Annotated in this window: 24 protein-coding genes and 1 pseudogene; 13 read left to right on the top strand and 12 right to left on the bottom strand. The window is 67.4% G+C overall.

The features are described 5' to 3' along the window. Positions 1-115 precede the first annotated feature (115 nt). The 3 genes from ACZ7KI_RS39950 to ACZ7KI_RS39960 all read right to left on the bottom strand — a co-directional run bounded on the left by ACZ7KI_RS39950 (position 116) and on the right by ACZ7KI_RS39960 (position 3,192). On the bottom strand, positions 116-922 hold the full coding sequence (locus ACZ7KI_RS39950; protein WP_470278201.1) for a sugar phosphate isomerase/epimerase family protein: 807 nt from the start codon (positions 920-922) through the stop codon (positions 116-118). After that, positions 922-2,073, bottom strand: a complete 1,152-nt coding sequence (locus tag ACZ7KI_RS39955) for a dihydrodipicolinate synthase family protein (protein WP_470278202.1) — start codon at positions 2,071-2,073, stop codon at positions 922-924. Before ACZ7KI_RS39955 ends, ACZ7KI_RS39950 begins: the two co-directional genes overlap by 1 nt. Before the next feature lie 78 nt (positions 2,074-2,151). Further along, entirely contained in the window at positions 2,152-3,192 is a 1,041-nt protein-coding gene (locus ACZ7KI_RS39960) for a LacI family DNA-binding transcriptional regulator (RefSeq protein ID WP_470278203.1), read from the bottom strand. A gap of 38 nt (positions 3,193-3,230) precedes the next feature. On the opposite strand from ACZ7KI_RS39960, the pseudogene pip reads away from it, so the two are divergent. The 4 genes and pseudogenes from pip to lpdA all read left to right on the top strand — a co-directional run. Next, positions 3,231-4,169: pseudogene (gene pip / locus ACZ7KI_RS39965) on the top strand (prolyl aminopeptidase); the annotation flags it as partial. A 66-nt stretch (positions 4,170-4,235) separates the two neighbouring features. Then, the gene (locus ACZ7KI_RS39970) at positions 4,236-4,643 is read left to right on the top strand and encodes a nitroreductase family deazaflavin-dependent oxidoreductase (RefSeq protein WP_465506831.1); all 408 of its coding nucleotides are present in this window, start codon (positions 4,236-4,238) and stop codon (positions 4,641-4,643) included. 63 nt (positions 4,644-4,706) lie between these two features. Next, a complete protein-coding gene (locus tag ACZ7KI_RS39975) occupies positions 4,707-5,480 on the top strand; it encodes a lysophospholipid acyltransferase family protein (protein ID WP_470278205.1) in 774 nt (257 codons plus the stop codon). 51 nt (positions 5,481-5,531) lie between these two features. After that, positions 5,532-6,917 carry a dihydrolipoyl dehydrogenase gene (gene lpdA, locus ACZ7KI_RS39980; protein ID WP_470278206.1) on the top strand — a complete coding sequence of 462 codons (1,386 nt, stop codon included), beginning with the start codon at positions 5,532-5,534 and terminating at the stop codon, positions 6,915-6,917. Positions 6,918-6,960: 43 nt separating this feature from the next. Here lpdA and ACZ7KI_RS39985 read toward each other — a convergent pair whose 3' ends face one another. After that, entirely contained in the window at positions 6,961-7,209 is a 249-nt protein-coding gene (locus ACZ7KI_RS39985) for an AMED_5909 family protein (RefSeq protein ID WP_470278207.1), read from the bottom strand. A gap of 122 nt (positions 7,210-7,331) precedes the next feature. On the opposite strand from ACZ7KI_RS39985, the gene ACZ7KI_RS39990 reads away from it, so the two are divergent. Together ACZ7KI_RS39990 and ACZ7KI_RS39995 are read left to right on the top strand one after the other, a co-directional pair. Continuing rightward, on the top strand, positions 7,332-8,075 hold the full coding sequence (locus ACZ7KI_RS39990; RefSeq protein WP_470278208.1) for a DUF5919 domain-containing protein: 744 nt from the start codon (positions 7,332-7,334) through the stop codon (positions 8,073-8,075). A 10-nt stretch (positions 8,076-8,085) separates the two neighbouring features. Continuing rightward, positions 8,086-8,556 (top strand): NUDIX hydrolase, encoded by a 471-nt coding sequence (locus ACZ7KI_RS39995; protein ID WP_470278209.1) that lies wholly within the window; start codon positions 8,086-8,088, stop codon positions 8,554-8,556. Positions 8,557-8,615: 59 nt separating this feature from the next. Here ACZ7KI_RS39995 and ACZ7KI_RS40000 read toward each other — a convergent pair whose 3' ends face one another. Further along, the gene (locus ACZ7KI_RS40000) at positions 8,616-9,620 is read right to left on the bottom strand and encodes a DUF3644 domain-containing protein (RefSeq protein ID WP_470278210.1); all 1,005 of its coding nucleotides are present in this window, start codon (positions 9,618-9,620) and stop codon (positions 8,616-8,618) included. Positions 9,621-9,655: 35 nt separating this feature from the next. Here ACZ7KI_RS40000 and ACZ7KI_RS40005 point away from each other — a divergent pair, with 35 nt between their 5' ends. Beyond that, positions 9,656-9,835 (top strand): hypothetical protein, encoded by a 180-nt coding sequence (locus ACZ7KI_RS40005; protein ID WP_470278211.1) that lies wholly within the window; start codon positions 9,656-9,658, stop codon positions 9,833-9,835. A gap of 442 nt (positions 9,836-10,277) precedes the next feature. On the opposite strand, the gene ACZ7KI_RS40010 is transcribed toward ACZ7KI_RS40005, so the two are convergent. The 4 genes from ACZ7KI_RS40010 to ACZ7KI_RS40025 form a co-directional block, all read right to left on the bottom strand. Further along, the gene (locus tag ACZ7KI_RS40010; RefSeq protein ID WP_465506764.1) at positions 10,278-10,652 is read right to left on the bottom strand and encodes a PH domain-containing protein; all 375 of its coding nucleotides are present in this window, start codon (positions 10,650-10,652) and stop codon (positions 10,278-10,280) included. A gap of 52 nt (positions 10,653-10,704) precedes the next feature. Further along, positions 10,705-11,001: a hypothetical protein gene (locus ACZ7KI_RS40015; protein ID WP_470278212.1), complete on the bottom strand. Its 297-nt coding sequence runs from the start codon at positions 10,999-11,001 to the stop codon at positions 10,705-10,707. 76 nt (positions 11,002-11,077) lie between these two features. Further along, positions 11,078-12,163 (bottom strand): winged helix DNA-binding domain-containing protein, encoded by a 1,086-nt coding sequence (locus ACZ7KI_RS40020; RefSeq protein ID WP_470278213.1) that lies wholly within the window; start codon positions 12,161-12,163, stop codon positions 11,078-11,080. After that, positions 12,163-13,293: an epoxide hydrolase family protein gene (locus ACZ7KI_RS40025; RefSeq protein WP_470278214.1), complete on the bottom strand. Its 1,131-nt coding sequence runs from the start codon at positions 13,291-13,293 to the stop codon at positions 12,163-12,165. Before ACZ7KI_RS40025 ends, ACZ7KI_RS40020 begins: the two co-directional genes overlap by 1 nt. Before the next feature lie 63 nt (positions 13,294-13,356). On the opposite strand from ACZ7KI_RS40025, the gene ACZ7KI_RS40030 reads away from it, so the two are divergent. Then, positions 13,357-14,310 (top strand): helix-turn-helix transcriptional regulator, encoded by a 954-nt coding sequence (locus ACZ7KI_RS40030; protein WP_470278215.1) that lies wholly within the window; start codon positions 13,357-13,359, stop codon positions 14,308-14,310. Here ACZ7KI_RS40030 and ACZ7KI_RS40035 read toward each other — a convergent pair. Next, entirely contained in the window at positions 14,288-14,749 is a 462-nt protein-coding gene (locus ACZ7KI_RS40035) for a GNAT family N-acetyltransferase (protein ID WP_470278216.1), read from the bottom strand. The two genes, ACZ7KI_RS40030 and ACZ7KI_RS40035, sit on opposite strands and share 23 nt — an antisense overlap. Positions 14,750-14,849: 100 nt before the next feature. On the opposite strand from ACZ7KI_RS40035, the gene ACZ7KI_RS40040 reads away from it, so the two are divergent. From ACZ7KI_RS40040 to ACZ7KI_RS40055, 4 genes are all read left to right on the top strand, one after another. Beyond that, complete coding sequence (locus ACZ7KI_RS40040; RefSeq protein ID WP_470278217.1) at positions 14,850-15,761, top strand: NADP-dependent oxidoreductase; 912 nt, start codon at positions 14,850-14,852, stop codon at positions 15,759-15,761. Positions 15,762-15,976: 215 nt separating this feature from the next. Then, complete coding sequence (locus ACZ7KI_RS40045) at positions 15,977-16,432, top strand: alpha/beta fold hydrolase (protein ID WP_470278218.1); 456 nt, start codon at positions 15,977-15,979, stop codon at positions 16,430-16,432. Between the two features lie 471 nt (positions 16,433-16,903). Then, a complete protein-coding gene (locus tag ACZ7KI_RS40050; protein ID WP_470278219.1) occupies positions 16,904-18,799 on the top strand; it encodes a S8 family peptidase in 1,896 nt (631 codons plus the stop codon). 286 nt (positions 18,800-19,085) lie between these two features. Beyond that, entirely contained in the window at positions 19,086-19,826 is a 741-nt protein-coding gene (locus ACZ7KI_RS40055; RefSeq protein WP_470278220.1) for an SDR family oxidoreductase, read from the top strand. Here the strand turns inward: ACZ7KI_RS40055 and ACZ7KI_RS40060 are convergent. After that, positions 19,823-20,857, bottom strand: a complete 1,035-nt coding sequence (locus tag ACZ7KI_RS40060; protein ID WP_470278221.1) for an SDR family oxidoreductase — start codon at positions 20,855-20,857, stop codon at positions 19,823-19,825. The two genes, ACZ7KI_RS40055 and ACZ7KI_RS40060, sit on opposite strands and share 4 nt — an antisense overlap. A 71-nt stretch (positions 20,858-20,928) precedes the next feature. Between ACZ7KI_RS40060 and ACZ7KI_RS40065 the strand changes: the two genes are divergently transcribed. Then, positions 20,929-21,828: a LysR family transcriptional regulator gene (locus ACZ7KI_RS40065; protein ID WP_470278222.1), complete on the top strand. Its 900-nt coding sequence runs from the start codon at positions 20,929-20,931 to the stop codon at positions 21,826-21,828. Here the strand turns inward: ACZ7KI_RS40065 and ACZ7KI_RS40070 are convergent. Further along, the gene (locus ACZ7KI_RS40070) at positions 21,808-23,253 is read right to left on the bottom strand and encodes a peptide ABC transporter substrate-binding protein (RefSeq protein WP_470278223.1); all 1,446 of its coding nucleotides are present in this window, start codon (positions 23,251-23,253) and stop codon (positions 21,808-21,810) included. The two genes, ACZ7KI_RS40065 and ACZ7KI_RS40070, sit on opposite strands and share 21 nt — an antisense overlap. Positions 23,254-23,317 lie beyond the last annotated feature (64 nt).

The raw sequence follows: 23,317 nt of genomic DNA on the forward strand, positions 1-23,317 counted from the left end.
GCCTCCTTGAGGGACCCAGAGTCCCTCAAGGAGGCCTTCACGGACTTACCACCCACCACGCCACCTTTGCCTTACCCCTCAATAGAACCCGAATCCCCACTCACGACCCCTTACGTCAGGCGACGTGGTCCCGATACGCCGCGATGGTCTCCGCGAGCACCTCGCCGCCGGGACGGCGCCAGAGGTCGGCGTCGAACACCTCGACCTCGATCGGCCCGGTGTACCCGGCGGCCTCGACGCACGCCTTCAGGTGGCGGTGGTCGATCGGGCCGTCACCGGGCAGCGCGCGACCGAGCAGGGTGTCGGTCAACGGCACCTTCTGGTCGCAGACGTGGAATCCGGCGATCCGCCCGGCCGCCGCGGCGATCGACTCCTCGATCCGCGGATCCCACCACACGTGGAACTCGTCGACGATCACGCCGACCTGATCGGCCGGATGCTCCAGTGCGATCGCCAGCGCCTGATCCACTGTGGACAGAACAGACCGTTCGGCGCACTGCATGGGATGCAGGGGCTCCAGCCCCAGCCGGACCCCGCGCTCACCGGCGTAGGGCGCCAGCTCGCCGACCGCGTCGGCGACGCGCTGCCTCGACGTCGTGAGATCGCCGTGCACGCCGCCGACGACCAGGACGAGCACGTCCGCGCCCAGCGCGGCCGCTTCGTCGATCGCCTCACGGGTCTGGGCGACACCGTCCACAGGGGACCCTTCCGGGGTGATCCCGGTGAAGAACCCGCCGCGGCACAACGACGACACGCCGACGTCGTACTCCTTGAGCAGCCGGGCGGTCTCCTCGACACCGGTCTCGGCGACCTTGTCCCGCCACAGGCCGATCCAGCGGACGCCCGCCTCGGCGCAGCCCGCCACGGCCTCCGGCAGCGACCACGCCTTGGTGGTGATCTGGTTCAGGCTCAACCTGTCCATCAGGACACCCCCGCAGCGGCCAGCAGCGGCCGCATCCGCGCGACGGCGAGGTCGGGATCGGCGAGCACCCCGGCCGCGTCGGCCAGACGCAGCAGTTCGGCCAGATGCGTGATGGACCGGGCCGATTCGCGGCCCGCGACCATCCGGAAGTGGTTCTGGTGCCCGTTGAGGTAGGCGAGGAACACGACGCCGGTCTTGTAGTTCCTGGTGGGGGCGCGGAAGATCGCGCGGCTGAGCGCCACCGTCGGGTCCAGCAGGTCGCGGAATCCGGCCGTGTCATCCTCGTCGAGCCGGGCGAGCGCGGCACCGGCGACCTGCGCGACAGCGTCGAAAATGCCGAGAAGTGCTTCGCTGTGGCCCTGGTCGTCCCCGGCGATCAGTTCCGGGTAGTTGAAGTCGTCCCCGGTGTAGCACGCGACGCCTTCGGGCAGCGCGCGGCGGAATTCGGTCTCGATCGAGGCGTCGAGCACCGAAACCTTGACCCCCGCGATCACCCCGGCGTGGTCGGCGCAGAGCCTGCCCAGTTCGCGGGCGGCGGCACGGACGTCGGCGTGCCCCCAGTATCCGGCCAGCGCCGGGTCGAACTGCTCGCCCAGCCAGTGCAACAGGACCGGCCGGTCGGCACCGGAGAGCAGTTTCCCGTACGCGGCGTGGTAATCCTCGGGGCCGGACGCCGACGCGGCCAGCGCGCGGCTGGCCATCACGACCGGGATGGCCCCGGCCTCGCCGACCAGGTCCAGCTGCTCCCGCCAGGCGTCCACAATGGACTCCGCGGTCGCGTCACCGGCGGGAAGCTGATCGGTTCCGACCCCCGCGACCCAGGGGCGCCCGGCGGCGAGCGCGCCGGTGCGCCGGATGAGGTCCTTGGTGGTGGCCCAATCCAGACCCATCCCGCGCTGCGCGGTGTCCATCGCTTCGGCGACGCCGAGCCCGCAGGACCACAGGTGCTCGCGGAAGGCGAGTGTCGTCTCCCAGTCCAGCACCGCGCCTTCTTCGGGGTCGGCGGCGGCGAGCGGGTCGGCGACCACGTGCGCGGCCGCGTAGGCGATCCGGGAGGTCGGTGGCGACGCCGGTTTCGCGGGCGTTTCCGCCCCTCGCGGCGTCCACTCCACCAGTCCGCCATCGGCGGTGGGCAGGGCGATCAAGGTCATCGGGTCTCCGTGGCGCGAGCGTGAGAAAGCGCTTTCTCATGCCACGGTAAGTCACCCCGCGGGCCGCACACAAGGGCTTCAGCGAGCGGGGGCGGCGGTACTGCGGCGCTGGACGACCTCGCCGGACATCCGCACCACCCGCGCCCGGGCACCGGGAGCGGCCTTGAGTGCCAGGTCCATGGCCCGTTCGCCCAGTTTCTCCAGCGGAAGCGAGACGGTGGTCAACGACGGCGTGAGATCGCGCACTACCGGGATGTCGTCGAAGCCGGCGATCGACATCTCGCCGGGCACGGAGACGCCGGCGTCGCGCAAGGCCGCCATCGCTCCGATCGCCATCACGTCGGTCACCGCGAACACACACGTCGGCCACTGCTTCCGCGGCCGGGCGAGGATCTTCTCCATCGCCTGGTAACCGCCGTCGCGGGTGAACGCCGCCTCGGCGACGTCGTTCTCACGCAGTTCGACGCCGTTTTCCAGCAGTTCCGCGGCGAAGCCGTCGAGGCGGTCGACGACGGTGGTCAGGCTCCTCGGGCCGACGAGGACGGCGAACCGCCGGTGCCCCAGCTCCAGGAGGGCTTTCGCCAAAGCGGCGCCGCCGCCCCGGTTGTCGGGTTGGACGGTGTCCACTTTGAGCCCGCGATGCCTGCTCACCGCGGCGACATGCCCGCCGCCGCGCCGATACGGCTCGAGTTCGGCGGCCATCGCCTTCTCCCACCCCTTGTCCTCGAAGGCGGAGCCGATCAGCAGGATGGCCGACGCGCGCTGGGCGCGCAGCGTGGAAACGTAGGCGACCTCCTTCGCCGGGTCGCGGAACGTGCTCGCGAGCATCACCAGGAGGTCGTTCTCACTCGCGACACGCATGATCCCGCCCGCGATGGCGGCGAAGTAGGGATCGCCGACGTCGTGGCAGATCACCCCCACGGTGGGCTGTGAGCCACCGGCCAATGCCTGAGCGTGAGCATTGGGGGTATAGGAGAGGTCGGCGGCCGCGGCGATCACCCGTTCGCGGAGATCCCCCCGAACGGTGGCGGTGCCGTTGAGTACGCGGGACGCCGTCGCGAGCGACACTTCCGCGGTGCGCGCCACATCTTCCAGCGTCACGTGGGGGCGGGCCTTCATCGATCCTCCAAGCTGGCGTTTCGGGCATAGTGGCGGACATGCTCGGCCTTTACCCGGAAATCGAACCTTACGTCCAAGGGATGTTGCCTGTCGGTGACGGCAACGAGATCTATTGGGAGGAATGCGGCGATCCCGAGGGCAAACCGGTGATCTTCCTGCATGGTGGCCCGGGAGGTGGTTCGAGCCCGAGACACCGCAGGCTGTTCGATCCCGGGCGCTACCGGATCGTCCTTTTCGACCAGCGCGGCTGCGGGCGCAGCACCCCGAACTGTGCCACACCGGAGGCGGATCTTTCGGTCAACACGACCTGGCATCTCGTCGAGGACATCGAGCGGCTGCGCGAGCATCTCGGCATCGACCGCTGGATGGTCTTCGGCGGCTCGTGGGGGAGTGTGCTCGGGCTGACCTACGCGGAGACGCATCCCGGCAGGGTCACGGAACTCGTCCTGCGCGGTGTGGCCACGTTGCGGGTGAAGGAACTGCAATGGCTTTTCGGCGGGGGCGCGGCCTTCCTCTTCCCCGAGGCGTGGTCCCGCTTCCTGGACCCGGTGCCGTATTCGCGCCGCCAGGAGAACCTGATCGAGGTCTATCACGACCTCCTGCACCATCCGGATCCCGCCGTGCACGGACCCGCCGCGATCGCGTGGAGCCGATGGGAGGGTGAGACGGTCAAACTGCGTCCGCAGGAGGAAGTGATCGACGCCTTCTCCGAGCCGGAGTTCGCGCTCGCTATCGCGAGAATCGAGAACCACTACTTCCGGCACGGCGGCTGGCTCGCGGAAGATCAGCTGCTCCGCGACGCCGGGAAGCTCGCGGGTATTCCCTGCGTTCTGGTCCAGGGACGCTACGACGTGGTCACCCCGGCCATCACCGCCTGGGAGCTCAGCCAGGTGCTCCCCGGAGCGGAACTGGTGATGGTCGGCGACTCGGGTCACGCGTTCGATGAACCCGGCACCCTGCACGAGTTGATCAGCGCGACCGACCGGTTCGCGTCAGACTGGCAGGGCGCCGCTACCCGTCAGAACCAGGAGAGGAACGCACACATGCTTTTCGGTGACGAGCACGTCCGCCGCTACGAGGAGACCGACGGCGAGGTGGGACACGACTGGGAAAAGGGCGCGCCCTGCCTCGTCCTCACCACCAAGGGCCGCAAGACCGGCGAGGACCGCAAGTTCGCGCTGATCTACCAGTTCGACGGCGAGAACAACCCGGTCATCGTGGCGTCGAAGGGCGGCGCGCCGGAGCACCCGGGCTGGTACAAGAACCTCCTCGCGAACCCTGAGGTGAAGGTGCAGGTCAAGGCGGACAAGTTCACCGCGCGGGCCAGGACGGTGGAGGGCGAGGAGCGCTCGAAGCTGTGGGAGAAGCTGGCCGCGGTCTGGCCGGACTACAACGAGTACGCGAAGAAGACCGACCGCGAGATCCCCGTGGTGGTCCTCGAACGCGTGTGATCCGCGCCGCGTTCACGGCTGGTTTCGGCCGAACCGGAGCGGATTCGGCTACGAATTACGTCCATGGCGCTGAGATCCCGCGAACGCTGGACCACACTGAGGCCCGTATCGGGTGACTTGCTGACTTTCCGCCAGATGATCGCCTTCGGCCGGCGCTTCAACCGCGTCGGCCGGGGCGCCTGGTTCAGCCTCGCGATCAACGTCGTCTGGCCGTTCCTGGTGCTGTTCACCCGGTTCCGGGTGCGCGGCGGGGAGCACCTGCCTGCTTCGGGTGGCTTCCTGGTGGCGTCGAACCACCTCTCGTTCGCCGACCCGACGACGGTCACGGCGTACTGCCTCGCGCACGGGCGCGTGCCGCGCTACCTGGCGAAGGCGAGCCTGTGGGACGCGCCGGTCGTCGGCTCGGTGATGCGTTCGGGCAAGCACATCCCGGTCCACCGCGGGGCGCCGACGGCGGCGGGCGCGTACCGCGACGCCGTCAAAGCCGTGCGTGAGGGCGAGTGCGTCGTCATCTTCCCCGAGGCGACGTTCACGGATCACCCGGACGGGTGGCCGATGCGGGGCAAGACCGGAATCGCGCGGATCGCGCTGGAGACCGGCGTCCCGGTGATCCCGCTGGCGAACTGGGGCACGCACCACCTGCTGCCGTCCGACGCCGTGCTCCCGCGCGGTTTCCCGCGCAAGACGGTGAACCTGGTCGCGGGCCCGCCCGTCGACCTTTCGGACCTCATGACCCTTTCGCCGTCGCGTGAAGTGCTGGAAGAGGCGACCAAGCGGATCATGACCGCGGTGACCGACCTGCTGGTCGAGATCCGGGGCTCCCGGCCGCCCGCCTGAGTAGGCAGTCTCACCCTTCGGAGCGTCCCGGTGAGGGGTAGGTTTCGAGGTATGAGCGCACACTATGACGTCGTTGTTCTGGGCGCCGGGGTCGGCGGTTACGTGGCGGCCATCCGGGCGTCGCAACTGGGGCTGAGCGCGGCGGTCGTGGAGGAGAAATACTGGGGCGGGGTCTGCCTCAACGTCGGCTGTATTCCTTCGAAGGCACTGCTGCGCAACGCCGAACTCGCGCACATCGTGACCAAAGAGGCGAAGTCTTTCGGGATCCAGGTCGACGGCGAGGTCACGTTCGACTATCAGGCCGCCTTCGACCGCAGCCGCAAGGTCGCGGAGGGGCGCGTCAAGGGCGTGCACTTCCTGATGAAGAAGAACAAGATCACCGAATACGACGGGCACGGCACCTTCCTCGACGCCAACACCATCGAGGTCAACGGCGAGCGGATCACCTTCGACAACTGCGTGATCGCCACCGGCGCCACCGCGCGCCTGCTCCCGGGCACCACGCGCAGCGACCGCGTGGTCACCTACGAACAGCAGATCATGGAAAACGAGCTGCCGGAGAGCATCGTCATCGCCGGCGCGGGCGCCATCGGCGTCGAGTTCGCCTACGTGCTGCACAACTACGGCGTGAAGGTGACCATCGTCGAATACCTCGACCGGATGGTCCCGCTCGAAGACGCCGAGGTCTCCGCCGAACTCGCCCGCCGCTACCGGAAGCTCGGCATCGAGGTGCTGACCTCCACCAAGGTCGAGACGATCGACGACACCGGCGAGCAGGTGCTCGTGACCGTGTCGAAGAACGGTGAGCAACGCGTTCTCGAAGCGGACAAAGTGTTGCAGGCCATCGGTTTCCAGCCGCGCGTCGAGGGATACGGTCTCGACAAGACCGGCGTCGAACTGACCGACCGCGGCGCGATCGCCATCGATTCGCGCGGCCGTACGAATGTCCCGCATATCTTCGCGATCGGCGACGTCACCGCGAAACTGATGCTCGCGCACGCGTCCGAGTCCATGGGCGTCGTCGCCGCCGAGACCATCGCGGGCGCCGAGACCATGGAACTCGACTTCGTGATGATCCCGCGCGCGACCTACTGCCAGCCGCAGATCGCCAGCTTCGGCTGGACCGAGGAACAGGCCCGCGAAAAGGGCTTCGACGTCCAGGTGGCGAAATTCCCCTTCACCGCCAACGGAAAAGCGCACGGCCTCGGCGAGGCCGTCGGTTTCGTGAAGATCCTCAGCGATGCCACACACGGCGAGTTGCTGGGCGCGCACCTGATCGGCCCCGAGGTGACCGAACTGCTGCCGGAACTGACTCTGGCGCAGCAGTGGGACCTGACGGTGCACGAGATCTCGCGGAACGTGCACGCTCACCCGACCCTCGGGGAAGCGGTCAAGGAAGCCGTGCACGGCCTTGCGGGCCACATGATCAACATGTAACGACTCGTTAGTGGTGATGACGGGTTCAGCCCGTCATCACCACTCACGAGACTGTTGTGGACTGTATTCGCGCGGCTATCTCTTCGGCCTTGCGCTCCTCGTAACTCACCCAGTATCTGAGCTCGTGGTGGTGTCCTCGGTCCACATCGGACACCTCTCGATACATGCGCGCGTTGGCTTGGTGGAAACTCAGCCACTCCGACATGTCCGCCTCGGCGCGAGGACGCCGGGTCGCCGCGACGGCATGCGCGTCACGGAGGGTCTGCGGCTTCTGTTCGCCGATTGTCGTCATCCATTACCTCCCCGTTCTCGCCACCCTCCCTCAGAACGCGGGACGTGATCACCATCTAGCGGGAGATCTCGGGACGTCCTTGGTACGGTCGAAGACGTCCCTAAAGGTCCCGAGGAGGGCGGATGCCGAACGAACGCCTGCGGGACGCCCTGCTGCGCAACGGCCTCACACCGAAGCAAGTCGCCGACGCCACCGGGGTCGATCAGAAGACCGTAGAACGGTGGATCACCAAAGGGCGGACGCCATACCCGAAGCACCGCCACAAGATCGCGGCGATGGCGCGCGAGTCCGAGACCTACCTCTGGCCTGACTCGGTGGCCCCGGAGCGTAAGGCCGAGACGGCCGCCGCCGAGGTCGTGCGCGTGTTCCCGCACCGCAACGCCATCCCTGTCGAACTGTGGGACCGGCTGATCAAGGAAGCGTCGGACACCGTCGAGGTGCTGGTCCACGCCGCGCTGTTCCTGGTGGAGCGCCCGCGGTTCATCAAGGACCTGACAGCAAAAGCCCAGGCCGGGGCCAAAATTCGGCTGATTTTCGGAGATCCCGAAGGGGAGAGCGTCGCTCTGCGCGGGGACGAGGAACAGCTAGGCGACGGGACACTTGCGGCGCGCATCCGCAACGCGCTGGCGTCTTACCGGCCGCTGATCGGGGTAGACGGGGTGGAGATGCGCTTCCACAACACCACGCTCTACAACTCGATCTTCCGCTTCGACGACGAGATGATCATCAACACGCACGTCTACGGCTTCCAGGGAGCACACGCTCCGTCCCTGCATCTCCGCCGGCTATCCGCCGGGGACCTCTTCGAGACCTACTCGGAGAGCTTCGAAGCCGTCTGGAATCTCGCCAAGCCCGCCACCTTCTAGGAGGCCACCCATGGCACGCGTCGACTACTACAACGACCCGAACGCCCCCAAGGCGAACAGCATCGCGGTCGCGGTGTCCGCGTTCATCCAGGACGACGAAGGCCGCATCCTCATGATCCGGCGCACCGACAACGACCTGTACTCGATCCCCGGTGGGCAGCTCGAACTCGGCGAGACTCTGTCACAGGCCGCCGTGCGGGAGGTTCGAGAGGAGACCGGTATTGAGTGCGAGGTGACCGGCGTCATCGGTCTGTACTCGAATCCCAACCATGTCGTGGCATACGACGATGGCGAGGTGCGTCAAGAGTTCTCGATCTGCTTCCGCGCAATCAAACTGAGTGGAGTTCTGCGCACTAGTAGTGAGAGTAAGGAAGTGCAGTGGGTCGCCGTTCCGCAGCTTGAAGGGATTGACATCCACCCTTCTATTCGGCTCCGGATTAAACACGCGCTGACGGGTCTTTCTTCGCCCTACTTCTCGTAGTTCACCGAGCGAACGAGTCATTTGTTGATATTAAAATCGATACTTGTGTTGATGTGTGACTATTCTTTTCTCTTGTTACGCCTAGCCTTGCTGAATTCGGCTACTGCATTCTCCACCTCCAGCTTCGTAAGTTTATTTATTGAGATGGCGGCTTCGGGTGACCACTTGACTAGATTGCCACCATCGGCTTTCCAGCAAAACATTGGATTTGTGCGCATTTCATAGATCGTTGTGATCGCCAAGAATTCGTGTGACCTAATGCCAAGCTCTGGACGCAGAAGTGGTAGTAGTTCTGTCATTCTGTGTGGGTGCGAGATGTTTGGATCGACTCTCCGGCTGATGATGACCCCGTCCGTGCCGTCCTGGTCTATTCCGACAACAATGTCTGAGTCGGCGACCTTCTTTACTGACTGTAGGTTGACCGAAAAAATTGTGAGCAATCTGTTTGTGTCGGATGACTGGGCGCGAAGCTCTGCTTCTGCGTTCTTGAGTTCAAGTAAGAAATCGTGCACAGCTCCGCTGCGCTTGGTGGTTTCGTTGGCGCCGCTTCCTTGCAAGTATTTGATCGGATCGATTGGCGTGCGGACGCTAAGGGGGAGTATCTGCCAAGTGATCTCGTCTGCGATATCTTTCTTGAAAACATTCGTGGCAAGATCGCGAAAGTTGATTATTGCCGTCTGGGACAGCGAGTATAAGACGATCCCGAAGTCTGGTTCATTGTAGAAGTGAACTGACTGGTTGCGGTACAGGGCCAGTAGGTCCAAGTTCTTGCCCACGGCGGCGCTATCAATGGACAGCGGCCACAGGGGTGTCTTGGATGCTCGCCGGTAAGCGTCAAGTAGAGATATAGTCTTGTAGGGTTCGTTGCGCTTTTTCTTATAGTAAATCGATCCGCCTGATTTGGAGACTATTGCCTTTAGGAGTAGTTCCCATGCGTTAATTAGAAGAATTGAAACTATCTCGTTTCGATGTAACAGCCTTGGCTTGTTGTAGATCTCAATTGCGGCCATCATTGCGGAAATAGAGTTGGACAAAAGTCGCCGCGACGAACCTCGATAGTTCATTTTTTCTCCGATGACTCGTTGCCGAACTTGGCTCTATGGGATCAAGGCGCGCCGCCGTCGGCGGCGCGCTGGTCACCTTGCGTCCGCGTCTCGCCTGCGGGTGCACCTTGCCCGACACGGCGGGCTGCCGCTCCGCTCCGCCCACCGGCCGGGCGGTGCGCCCGCTGAAGCCGTGGACAGGTGCAGCCGCCAGCGACGCGCAGGTACGCCAATGAGCACGTCGGCCTCCTCGCTCAGACGATCGTGCCCAAAGGTCGCGAACGGACCAACGGCTGTTACGCGGAGCCACCGCCCCGATGCCAGATCGTCACAACGGCCGTCACGCCGCGTCAAGGCGGGAAAGCGTGCCTTGACCCGACGCGACGGCCGCGTGGATGGCTTCGTATCGGGGAGGAGTGGGCGAGTGCCAGGCCGTCTCCAGGCCGTCAGACGTGGGGTAGGGGCGAGAACACGCGAGAAGTGTCCAGCCCTATCCGCGCAGGTCAGCGGCCATAAGTAGCGATCATCCCGAGGTCGGCGAAACCCCGGCGCCAAAAGATCAACATGTAAACGAGTGGGGAAGATTCCGGTCGTCCAACGGCCGGAATCTTCCCCACTCAGCTGCGTCCCGGACGCACGCCCGGGACCAGCCGCAAGTAGTCGACTAAACGCGGAGTACTAGAGCGTATGGGTGGCGATCAGCTGCCCGATAGCCCGGATGTCCGACGAGCCCCGGAACTCCAGCCGCACGTTTCCCAGGCCGCTGAACCACAGGTCCAGCTCGGCATCCATGTCGAAGGTTCCGGCGGTCTCGATGGAGAACGCCTGGATCTTGCTGTATGGCAGCGAAGTGAAGTCCTTCTTCTTGCCGGTCATGCCCTGGACGTTCACCGCGATGAGCCGCTTGTTCGTGAACACGACGAAGTCCCGCATCGCCTTGAACGAGGACAGGATCTGCTCGCCGGGGATGATGATCGGCTGCACCGTCGGCGCGATGTCCCCCGGTTTGCACGGCGTGAGCTTGAAGACGGTGTCCTTGGAGAAGTCAATCATGCTCTCCACAGTACGGACTTCCGCGCGACGGCGACGAGTCCATAAAGGACGGTCAGTTGACGCCTTCCATGGCCGCCTTCGCCACATCGCTTCCCTTGTCCGCCTCGCCGGCGACCTTAACCAGTGCCGCCGTCGCCTGGTCTCGGCTCTCCTCGGCCTTTATGCGTCCCGCCGACGCGGCGTTCACGCCGAAGAAGGCGCCCACCACCGTGCCGATCACCGTTCCCGCCGCGGTGATCACCGCCGTGACGTCCGACGTGTTCGGGTATCGCATGACCGCCGCCACCGCGATGACCGCGAGCGCGCTCAGTCCCGCGAGCACCGTCATGAATCCGTAGTTCTTGCCCATCGCCCGCTCCCTTCAGGCTCCTTGCGTCACTGCTTCGCCCGAACGGCGCCCGTCGTTACGGCAAAAGGCCGGACCGTTACCCGCCGATGCCGAAACGTAGGTCGTGGCTCTGCCCGGGCACTACGAATTCCAGCAACCGGATGCCCTCTTCGGCTATCGAATCCTGATCCCGCAACGGTTTCCGTGATTCGATCGTCAGTGTCGCCCCTTTGATCGCCCAAATGGCCAGGAATTCACCGTCGACGAGCAGTGTGCCCCGGCGACCGCCGTTACCGGGCGGCAGCGGTACTCGTCGGCCGTCCGGGATCACGCGCGCGCGGTCGGCGTGGGAGAGCAGGACGTTGTCGTATTCGGGCAGGAACCGCGGGGGCGCTGGGGTGTCCGCGTCGGGTCGTGGCGCGTCCGGGAGGTCGAACAGCTCCTTTCCCTCGGTGTCAGTGAAGGTCCGCAGCCGTGGCCGGAGGCGCTCGAAGACCTCCTTGAGCTTGGTCAGCCCAGACCAGACTTGCGCGTCGCGGACGGTCGCCGGGCCGAAGGCCGTGAGGTAGCGCAGCACCAGATCGTCCAGCGAGATGCCGTCCGTGATCGGTTTGCCGACCCACTGTTCGAGCAGGGAGAACGCCACCGGTCCGGTCTGGCCCCACAGTCCCCGCGGTGTCACGTGCGTGAGGGGAAGATGGCTGTTGACCGTGTAGGCGAGTGTGGCCGGATCGGCGTCGGGCCACCGCTCCGCCAGCGCGGTCCGGATCTCGGCGCGGGTGCGGGGCCGTTCGGCCAGCAGTTTCCGTCCCGCTTCGGTGATCGCGGCGAGGTCGAGGCCGGCGATCTCCCGCGAGTAGTGGCCGAGGAAACCGCGTTCGATCACCGGTTTGATCGTGGGCCACAGTGCGAGGCTGTCGTCGGCCGTCACCAGGTGCACGGTGCCGCGCATCAGCGTCGTCCGGACGACCTCGCGGGCGGCCAGTGGTTTCGCCAGTTCGTCCACCTGGAAATCCCGCAGCCGTGACCACAGGCCGACGTAGGACGAGTCGGGTGCCTGCGCCTGGAGGCCGGCCAGCCGCTCGATCGCGGCGACGGCGGGGAGATCGGCGCGTTCCAGCAGGAACTGCCTGGCCAGGGTCGCGCGGTTGAGCGCACGCGGGCTCAGGATTTCCGGCCTCATCAGCGGTGCCTCCGAAAGAAGGTACGAAGATCTTCAGCGAGCAGCTCGGGGACCTCCATCGCCGGAAAATGGCCACCGGTGTCGTATTCGGACCAGTGGTCCACCGGGCCGTCCTGGAGGCTCCGGATGGTGGTGTCCCCGGCGAAGACGGCGATACCGCGAGGAGGTCCGGCGGGTGCTTCGCCGTCCCAACCGCCTTGGGACAGCTGCCGGTAGACCTCCATGCCCTCGTACGTGGCGTGTGCCGAGGACGCGCCCGCGCCGGTGAACCAGAACAGGCTGACCGTGGCCAAGAGGTGATCACGATCGACGGCGTCGTCCGGCAGCGCCTTGCCCGGGTCGGTCCATTCGGCGAATTTCTCCACGATCCACGCGAGCTGGCCGGTGGGGGAGTCGTTGAGCGAGTAGGCGAGTGTCTGCGGCCGGGTCGCCTGAAGGTGCAGGTAACCGAGGCCGTCGGACTGGAACCGGTTGAAGCGCTCGCCGCGTTCGCGGTCCTTTTCGGAGAGGCCGTCCAGCTGGACGGCGGGACCGAACGGCATGCCCGCGCTGGTGCCGGTCAGGTGCACGCCCACCGTGCGGTGCGCGGCGATCATCGACAGGATGCCCGCGACCCCGGCACCGGCATCCGTCCCGTGGACGCCGAAACGCCCGTAGCCGAGGCGGTCCATCAGTGTCGTCCACGCCTGCGCGACGCGGAACAGGTTGCCCCAGCCGGGGCTACGCACCGGGGTCGAGAAGCCGTAACCGGGCAGAGACGGGATGACGAGGTGGAACTCGTCGGCCAGGAGGTCGATGACCTTCCGGAATTCGAACGGCGAACTCGGCCAGCCGTGCGTGAGGAGCAGCGGCACCGCGTCCGGCCGGGTGGAGCGGACGTGCAGGAAGTGGATGGTCTGGCCGTCGATCTCGGTGGTGAACTGCGGGATCTCGTTCAGTTCCGCCTCCTGCTCCCGCCAGTCGAAGCCGTCGGCCCAGTACTCGGCCAGTCCCTTGAGATAGGCGACCGGAACGCCTCGGCTCCAGTCGGTGGTGACTTCGCGCGGCCAGCGGGTGCGGCCCAGTCTGTCGGTGAGGTCGTCCAGTTCGGCCTGGTCGATGGCGATGCGGAAGGGCTTGATCTCGGTCATGAGGACTACGTTAGGAACGATTGCGGAAAGGTTCGTTCCGCGATCGCGGACAAGGTGGGATCCATGGCTGAAACTTCGGCGAGACTGCTGCGCCTCCTCTCCCTGCTGCAGGCGCGACGCGTCTGGACGGGTCCGGAGCTGGCGGACCGGCTCGACGTCACGACAAGGACCATCCGGAACGACGTCGAACGGCTGCGCGGACTGGGCTATCCGGTCGATGCCACTCCCGGCGTTTCCGGTGGCTACACCCTGGGAGCGGGCGCGGCCATGCCGCCGCTTCTGCTCGACGACGAGGAGGCCGTCGCGGTGGCGATGGGGCTGCGCACGGCCGCGGGCGGGACGATCGCGGGGATCGAGGAGACGTCGGTCCGCGCACTGGCGAAACTGGAACAGGTGCTGCCCTCGCGGCTGCGGCACCGCGTCGAGGCGCTGAATTCCGCGACGCTCGCGGTGCAGGGCGGCGGCCCCACGGTCGACGCCGAGGTGCTCACGGCCATCGCCAACGCCTGCCGTGACCGCGAGACCCTGCGGTTCGATTACTTGGGGCACAACGGCTCCGAGTCGCGACGGCAGGTCGAACCGCATCGCGTCGTGCAGATGAGCCGCCGGTGGTACCTCGTCGGCTGGGATGTCGACAGGCAGGATTGGCGTACCTTCCGCGCGGATCGGATACGGCCGCGTAGCCCCAACGGACGCCGGTTCGAGCCGCGCGAACCACCCGAAGGCGGGGTGGTCGCCTATCTGCAGCGCGGCGTGGGCGCGGCGCTGTGGCGGCACCACGCGACGATCCGGCTGCACGCCCCGGCCGCCGAAGCAGCGGCCAAGGTGCCGCCCGCCGTCGTGGTCGAGGCCGTCGACGAGCGGACCTGCCTGCTCAAGGCCGGCGCGGACACGCTGGAGTACCTGGCGCTCTACCTCGGCCTGCTCGACACCGATTTCGAGGTCGTCGACTCACCGGAGTTCGCCGGGCATCTGCGCAAACTGATCGACCGGTTCAGCCGCGCGGTGGACGTTTGACGTCGAAGACCAGTTCCGGGCGTTCCCAAGTGATTTTCGGCGGCTGTGGCGGCACGACACCGACGCGGCGCGCGCCCATCCGCTCGTAGAACCCGGTGGCCGGTGGATGGGAGACGACGCGGATTTCGGTCATGCCGAGTTCCGCGGCCTGGCCGAGCATATGCTCGATCAGCCACGCGCCGATACCGGTGCCCTGCGCGGAATCGGCGACGAACAGCAGGTCCAGCTCGGCCGGATACTCGATCAGGCTGTAGAAGCCGACCACCTCCCGCTGCGCATGGGCGACGAACGCGGGATGGGTGGCGAGGTAGTCCTCGGTGACCCGGTAGCCCTCGAGGATCGACGCGTATTCCCCTTGATAGGCGGCCGATTCCTGCATCAGCGTGGTCACCTTGCCCGCGTCGGATGCGCTTGCCCTGGAGATGCGATAGCTCGTCACGCCCGCAGCTTAGAACCTCACACCGACAACTCTTGACCTCCAGATAACTGGAGGTATGAGAGTGGGTGCCGACAGCGGGGGAACGAACTGGAGGAACAAGATGAAAGCGGCCGCGTTCACGGAAGCCGGTGGCCCGGAGGTACTCCGGGTGCTGGAGCTGGAGGAGCCGCACGCCGGGGCGGGCGAGGTCCGGGTGCGGGTGAAGGCGGCGGGGGTGCAGCCGTACGACGCGGCCGTGCGGGCGGGCTGGGAACCCGCGGGGCTCGAGCTGCGCTGGCCGCGGGTTCCGGGCAATGAGTTCGCCGGCATCGTCGATGAGGTCGGTGCCGGGGTCACCGGCCTGGTCACGGGCACCGAGGTGCTCGGTTTCACCGCCGTCCAGGCCTACGCCGAGTACATCGTGGTGCCCGCGGAGAACGTCACGCCGAAGCCGCCGGAGATGCCATGGGAGGTCGCGGGCGGCTTCACGGCGGGGACGCAGACGGCGTACTTGGCCCTGGACGCGCTCCGGATCACCCGCGGCGAGACGCTGCTGGTCCATGGCGCGGCCGGGGCGGTGGGCACCGCCGCCGTCCAGCTCGCCGTCCTGCGCGGGGCGAAGGTCATCGGTACGGCGAGTGAGGCGAACCAGGACTACGTCCGTTCGCTCGGCGCCGATCCGGTCGTCTACGGCGAGGGGCTCGCCGAACGAGTGCGCGCCCTCGCGCCGTCCGGGATCGACGCGGCGCTGGACGGGGCGGGCGGGGTCGCGTTCGACCTGTCGCTGGAGCTGGTCGCCGACCCGGATCGGGTGCTCACCCTCGTCGAGCACGGACGCGCGGCCGGAGCCGGCGCGCGAGTGGTCACCGGGACGCGGTCGGCCGAGCGGCTGGGGATGCTCGCGTCGCTGTACGTCAAGGGGGAATTGCGGTTCCTGGTGCGGCGGACCTACCCGTTCGGTGAGGCCGCGGCGGCGCATCGGGAGATCGAGACCGGGCACGGGCGGGGAAAGGTCGTGCTGACCTTCCCGTGACGGGGGTGCGGCCGGGGCGCGGCGGACGACGGACTCGTCGCCGTCGATCTCGACTACACCCGACGGGCGGGGTTTGAGAAACTCAAGCACACCGCCGTTCGAGAGCCGCTTCGTCGACATCGACGGGCACACCGTGCATTACGTCGACGAGGGGGCGGGTCCGACGCTCCTGTTCCTGCACGGCAACCCCGACCTGGTCGTTTCTCTGGCGCGACGTGATCCGCGCGCTGCGCGACGAGTTCCGGTGCGTCGCCCTCGACTACCCGGGTTTCGGGCTGCCGACGCCGAAGCCCGGTTACCGCTTTCTGCCCGAAGAGCACGCGGACGTGGTCACCGCGTTCGTCGACGCCCTCGGGCTCGATGGCGTCACACTGGTCGGGCAGGACTGGGGTGGCCTGATCGGACTGGCCGCCGCCCAGCGCCGTCCGGGTGTCTTCGATCGGCTGGTGCTCGTCAACGCCTGGGCCTGGCCGGTCAACGGCGACCCCTACTTCGAGGCCTTCGCGCGCATCGCCGGCGGACCCCCGATCCGCTTCCTGGCCCGGCGGTTCAACCTCGTCGTCAACGCGTTCGTCCCCATGGGTCACCGCATGCGCAGGCCGACGGCGGCCGGGCCTTCTTCGCCGAGGTGGAGGCAGGACTCGCCGACTTCGCCCACGTGCCGACACTGATCGTGTGGGGTGACGCCCAGATCGGCTTCCGGCCTCGGGAGCGCGAGAGGTTGGAGGCGTCTTTCCCCAGCACGAGACCGTGATCTTCGAGCGCGCCGACCTCTACGCGGAGTCCGACGCGCCCGAGGAGTTCGTCGCCGCGATCCGTGACTGGACGACGGGCGAACGCGACTAATCGGCTAATTGCGGTAGTTACGCGCGTTTCGCAAAAATTCTTTCAGGGATGACGGCGCCGCGTGAGTGGTTTAAACCAAAATTTCGGTCTTTTCGGACTGGGCGCGCTCCCACGATGTGGACCCGGACCCGTTCCCGACTTTGGTCGGTGGACTCGTCACCGATAGCTCTTTAGATTCTCCCCATTACACCCGGTCAGGGGTAATTCATTCGGGTAACCGACGGGATTCCCGCGACAGGGTGTCACGCCGTCAGCGCACTTAGCCGGAGCGCTGGGTTGAAACAGGGAGAAATTCGATGAGCAGATTCAGCCGGGTGGTCACATGCTCGGTTCCGGTCGCGGTCGGCGCTTTGCTGCTGTCGACCGCCGTTTCCGGCGCCCAGCCGTCGGAGGAGGTGCGCACGCAGGCCGGGATCACCGCACTGCAGAGCATCAAGAAGAGCCTCACCCCGGCTGAGCGCAAGCAGTCGAGCCAGCTCGTCATCGAGAAGCGTCTCCGCGCGGACAAGGGTCTGGCCGGCAAGCTGTCCGAGTACCGGACCGGGCTGGGCGTCAGCGACGCCGGCACCGTCGCGGTGGACATCAAGGGCGCGGGTCAGTCCCTCGTGGACGCCGTCAAGGCCGCGGGCGGAACCGTCCGTTACGCCTCGCCCGCCGGCGCGCTCCGCGCCGACCTCCCGCTGAACGCCGTCGACGCGATCGCCGCACGCGGAGACGTCGCCGAGGTCAAGGCCGCCTCGCAGGCGATGACCTGGAACGAGTCCGCGCCGCAGAACCGCGGGCAGGCCGCCGCCAAGCAGGCCGTCGCCGCACTGCAGGTCGCCGAGGGCGACAAGGCGCACGGCGCCGACACCGCCCGCACCAAGTACGGCGTCACCGGTGCCGGCCAGAAGGTCTGCGTGCTCTCGGACGGCGTCAAGTCGCTCAAGGCCTCGCAGACCGCCGGTGAACTTCCCGCCGTCGACGTCCTCGCCGGTCAGGCGGGCAGCGGTGACGAGGGCACGGCGATGCTGGAGATCATCCACGACATGGCGCCCGGCGCCGCGCTCGGTTTCGCCACGGCGTTCACCAGCGAGCAGAGCTTCGCCGACAACATCCGCGCCCTGCGTACCACCGGCAAGTGCACGATCATCGTCGACGACGTCTCCTACTTCGACGAGTCGCCGTTCCAGGACGGCCCGGTCGCGCAGGCCGTCAACGACGTCACCGCGGCGGGCGTGCTCTACTTCTCCTCCGCGGGCAACTCGGGCAACCTGACCGACAGCACCAGCGGCTACTACGAGGGTGACTTCCGCGGCTCCAGCAGCAAGATCTCCGGGATCACCGGCACGCCGCACGACTTCGACCCGAGCGGCACGACCCAGCTCTACAACGCGCTTTCGCCCGGCTCGCTCGGCCGCTACGTCACCCTGTTCTGGTCCGACCCGTGGGGCAAGGCCACCAGCGACTACGACCTGTTCATCCTGAACTCGTCCGGTTCGGTCGTCGCCTCCAGCGAGGGCACGCAGAACGGCACCCAGAACCCGTACGAGATCGCCCAGGTCCCGGCCAGCGGCTCGGGCTTCAAGGTCGCCGTCGTCAAGTACAGCGGTGCCGACCGGTTCATCGCGCTGAACGTGATCCGCGGCCGTTTCGTCGCCTCGGGTTCGCTGAAAGCCTTCAGCACCAACGGTGTCACCTCCGGCCACTCGGCGGCGGTCAACGCCTTCAGTGTCGCGGCCGCCCCGGCCGCCGGTGCCTTCGGCCGCGCGCTCGAGACCGGTGACCCGGCGAACCCGACCGGTCCGTACCCGGGCCTGTTCACCGCCGCCAGCAAGTGGGAGCGGTTCACTTCGGACGGTCTGCGTCACCAGTTCTACAACCCGGACGGTTCGGTGATCACCCCCGGCAACGTGTCCTCCACCGGTGGTGCGACGCGGAACAAGCCGGACATCACCGCGGCCGACGGCGTGGCGACCTCGGTGAGCGGCTTCCAGCCCTTCTTCGGGACCTCCGCCGCGGCGCCGAGTGCCGCCGCCATCGCCGCGCTGCTGTTGCAGGGCAAGCCGACCGCGACCCCGGCGCAGATCCGCTCGGCGCTGACGTCGACCGCGATCGACCTCGGCGCCCCGGGCTTCGACCCGGTCACCGGGGCCGGCGTGATCATGACCGGCCCGGCGCTGGCCGCGCTGGGCGTCGCCCCTAAGCAGTAACCCCTTATCGCGCGTGAAGGCCCCCTTCCCTCGGCTATGGGTTTTGAGTGACCAGCCGAGGGAAGGGGGCCTTCACGCGCTAAGTGACACTCTCCACCTGGCTTGCCTCTCAATAGGGCGTCACTTTCATTCCGTGATCGGCCCGGTCTGGACCAATCGGAAGGGTGGGTATTTTTCCGGCCCTATTCACCGTTGCGGAGGAAATCGCTTCGCGGTGGCCGGTTAGGCTGAACGGAAGGGGACAAAGATCGCCGCGCCGGACCGGCACGGTCTGCGAGGAGGTTCGATGGGCAACGGCGAAACCGCGGTCGTCACCGGGGCGGGCTCCGGGCTCGGCCGGGAGATCTCCCGCGCGTTGCTCGGCGCGGGCTACCGGGTCGCCCTCGCCGGGCGTCGCGCGGACGCGCTGGCCGAAACCGCGGGCGGGGACGCGAACGCGCTCGCCGTGCCCACCGATGTCGCCGATCCCGATTCCGTCGCCGCCCTGTTCGAGGCGGTCCGCGCCGAGTGGGGGCGGCTGGACCTCCTGGTGAACAACGCGGGCGTGTCGGTGGGCGGGACTGTCGACGAGCTGTCCTTCGCGGACTGGAAACGTGCTGTCGACACCAACCTGACCGGTATGTTCCTGTGCGCGCAGCAGGCGGTGCGGCTGATGAAGGCGCAGGACCCGCGCGGCGGCCGGATCGTGAACAACGGCTCGATCTCCGCGTACGCCCCGCGTCCCGCGAGCGTCGCCTATACGGCGACGAAACACGCGGTCACCGGGCTGACGAAGTCGATCTCCCTCGACGGCCGGGCCTGGAATGTCGCTTGTGGACAGATCGACATCGGCAACGCCGCCACCGAGATGACCCTGCGGATGGCCGACGGTATCCCGCAGGCCGACGGCAGCGTCAAGGCCGAACCGACCTTCGACGCCCGGCACGTCGCGGACGCCGTGCTGTACATGGCCGGGCTGCCGCTGGACGCGAACGTCCAGTTCCTGACCATCACGGCGACCACGATGCCCTACATCGGCCGCGGTTAGGGGATGACCTTCGCCTTCCGGAACTCGTCGAACAGCCGGAAGAACATCGCCGACGTCTCCGCGTATTCGTGGAAGCCGGCGCGCCGGGCCTTCGAACCGTCCGCGAACATGTCGTAGTCCCAGCCGAACACGAAGTCGGCGAACGCCCACGACGACGAGACGGCGCTGTACGGCACTTCCAAGCCGTATTTCTCGGCGATCGACGTCCAGAATTCCTCCTTGTCCGCCATGACGACGTCCAGCGACATCGGCAGCGGCGGCGCCACCTCCAGGTCGAAGTAGCGAGCGATTCGCGGCCAGAGGTCGCTCCACCGGAACAGATCGCCGTTCGCGATGTTGAACGCCTCGTTCTCCAAGCCGGTGGCCCAGACGGTGGCCTTCGCCAGCAGTCCGGCGTCGGTCATCTCCAGCAGGCTGTCGTACGCGCCGGGTTTGCCGGGGAAGCGCAGCGGCAGCCCGAGTTCCTTCGAGATCGACGCGTAGACGGCGATGGCCAGCGCGAGGTTCATCGGGTTGCCCAGCGCGGTCCCGCCGACCACCGACGGCCGGATCGCCGACCACGTCCAGGTTTTCCCTTCCTGGCGTCGCTCCAAAAAGGACTGCTGATCCACGTTGAACTCGGGTGGCATGTGTCCGGCATCGTCTTCACGTGCCGGGGTCTTGAACGGGCCGAGGTGGGCGCCGTAGACCTTGTAGCCCTGCATGAGACTGATGTGGCGCAGTCCGCGCGCGGCGGGTTCGATCGCGTCGACGAGATTGGTCAGCATCGCCAGGTTCGGCGCGACCAGTTCGGCCCAAGTCGGCTTGTCGACATAGGCCGCGTAGAACACGTGCGTGACGTCGTCCAGGCCGCTCAGCTTCGCGCGGGTGTCGTCCGCGTCGAGCAGATCGACGGCGATCTGGCCGTGGCCGCCACGCCGCGACAGGCCGACGACCCGCCAGCCGGGCCGAGTCTTCAGGTGTTCGACCAGGTTCTTGCCGATGACCCCGTTGGCCCCGGCGACCAGGGCGACCTTGCGTTCTTCGTTCATGTCATCGAGCCTGGCCCGCTCGCGGCGATAAGTCCAAGGCATAGATATCACCGCTCCGATAAACTTTCTGCATGACCAGTCTGCGACAGCTCGAGTACCTGGTGACCGTCGTCGACACCGGCTCCTTCACGCGGGCGGCGGAGTTGCTGCACGTGACGCAGCCCGCGCTGTCGCACCAGGTGCGCGCCTTGGAGAAGGGCGTCGGCGGACCGCTGCTCGAACGTCTGCCGCGCAGTGTCCGGCTCACGCCGATGGGACGCGCCATGCTGCCGCACGCCCGCGCCACCCTCGCCGACGCCGAACGCGCGCGGTGCGCGGCCCGCCAGGCGTCCGGGCTGGAGGCGGGCGAACTGCAGATCGCGACGGTCTACTCGGTGGGTCTCGGTGTGCTGCCGTCGGCGTTGCGGGTGTGGCGCAGGGAGCGGCCGGACGTCGACGTCACGCTGGTGGAGTTCCGGCACGCGGACGAACTGCGGGACGCGATGGCGGCGGGGGAGGCCGACGTCGCGGTCGGCCCGGTCCCGCAGGGCTGGGACGGTCCGGTGCGCGAACTCGGCACCGAGGAGTTCGTCGTCGTCCTGCCGATCGACGGTCCGCGCGAGGACGACGGTACCGGCGTCGTCGACCTCGCGACCCTCGCCGACTGCGCTTGGGTGCATTACGCGCCGGGCAACGGCCTGGCGGACCTCGTCGACCAGGCCTGCGCCGCGGCGGGATTCCAGCCGAGGGCGGCGGTCCGGACCGAGCAGACCGCGGCCGCGCCGGTGCTCGCGGCCGCCGGTCTCGGCCCGGCGCTGGTCCCGGCCAACGTGCTGCCCGAAGGCTTCCCCGGCCGCGTCCTCCGGCCCGAGCCGTCGATCCGGCGCACGCTCGCCGCCTATTGCCGGAGCACACCCGATCCGCTGACCTCGGCCTTCATCGACGTCGTGGCGGGGGAGTGCACTCTCGGGTCAGCGCACGGAAACCGCTGACAGGTCCACACTCCCGAACGGTGTCGCCTTCACGTCGCCGACCCGCTCGGCCCAGACGGCGTGCCCGTGCCCGGACCACAGCGGGGCGACCGGCAGATCCCGCAGCAACTGGTTCTCCACCAGCCGGTAGACCTCACCGCTGTCGCCTGCTTCGGTCTCCTCGGCCGATTTCAGCAGGTCGGCGAATCCGTCGCTCTGATAGCCGGTGGCCTTCACGATCTCGCTCAAGACCTCTTGCGGACTCGGCGTCATGAGGTTCAGGTCGAGCGCGAACGGTCCCTTGCCGGGATCCGAGGCGATCAGCACGCCGACCGCGGTGCCCACCTGTTCGGCCAGCGGGCGCAGCCAGTCCGCCTGCGGCTGTCCGAAGTGGACCGCCGAACCGCTGGGGAACTCCGCCTGGGTCAGCAGGGATTTCCCGGCTCCGGCGTCGAAGGTGCAGGGGCGGCAGGTGCTGCTGCGCTCGCCGGGGGCGACGGCGGGCGGCAACAGCGACTTCGCCGGGTTCACCTGCTTGCCGAGGACGCCCGCCTCCAACGCGGCGCGGTCGATTCCGAGCGCGAAGCCGTGCCGGACCGTGGCGTCGGAGAAATGGTCCGCCGTCAACGGGAAACCGAGGTAGGAGACGCTGGGCAGCGCCCACATCACGTGCCGCTGCGCGAAATCGGCGTGCATGGCCTCGTGCCGGTCACCGGGAACCACGGTGGAGAGATCGATTTTCCCGGCCTTGACCTCGTCGTACTGTGCCGCCGCGTCCCCGGTCTTCAGCTCGACCACGCGGGCTTTACCCGGCGCGTGCGCGACGCGGACCAGTTTGCCGCCCGACGGTTGCCAGTCCCCGTCCAGGCGGAACGGCCCGTTGCCGACCGGGTGCAGTGCGAACCCCGCCCAATCCCGCGAAGCCAGCGCCGAAGCGGGCAGCGGGACCAGCGCGGGCGAGGAGAGCAGCGCCGGCACCTGTCCGGACGGCCGGTCGAGGACGAGCCGGATGGTCAGCGGGTCCGGCGCGGTGATCTCCTTGGCCCGCAAGAGATCTTTCACCACCCGCGACGCCTGCCAGTCCCCCTTGCCGATGGCCGCCCATGTGTCCACATAGGACTGCGCGGTGACCGGGGTGCCGTCGTGGAACTTCCCGCCGTCCTTGAGCTTGACCGTCCACGTGGTCCGGTCGGTGCTGGTGACCGATTCCGCCGCCCGTGGCGTCATTTTTCCCGTCGCGGGGTCGTAATCGCCCAGCGGTGTCCACAGCGCGCCCGTGACGAGCCGTCCGGATTGGTCGCGGACGTCGGCGGGCAGCAGGGTCGCCGGAGTGGTCAGCCCGACGCGAAGAACGTCCGGTGCGGGCGGTTCGCCGGATTCCGTACAGCCCGCCGCGACCAGGGCGGCGGCGAGGAGCGGGGCCAGAAGACGCAAGCGCATGGTCATGTCATAGCAGTCCCGCACCGACCATCGGCGGTTGTGCGGGCAAAGTGGTGGCCATAGGGTGCGG

This window comes from Amycolatopsis sp. NPDC039088 (assembly GCF_055598845.1).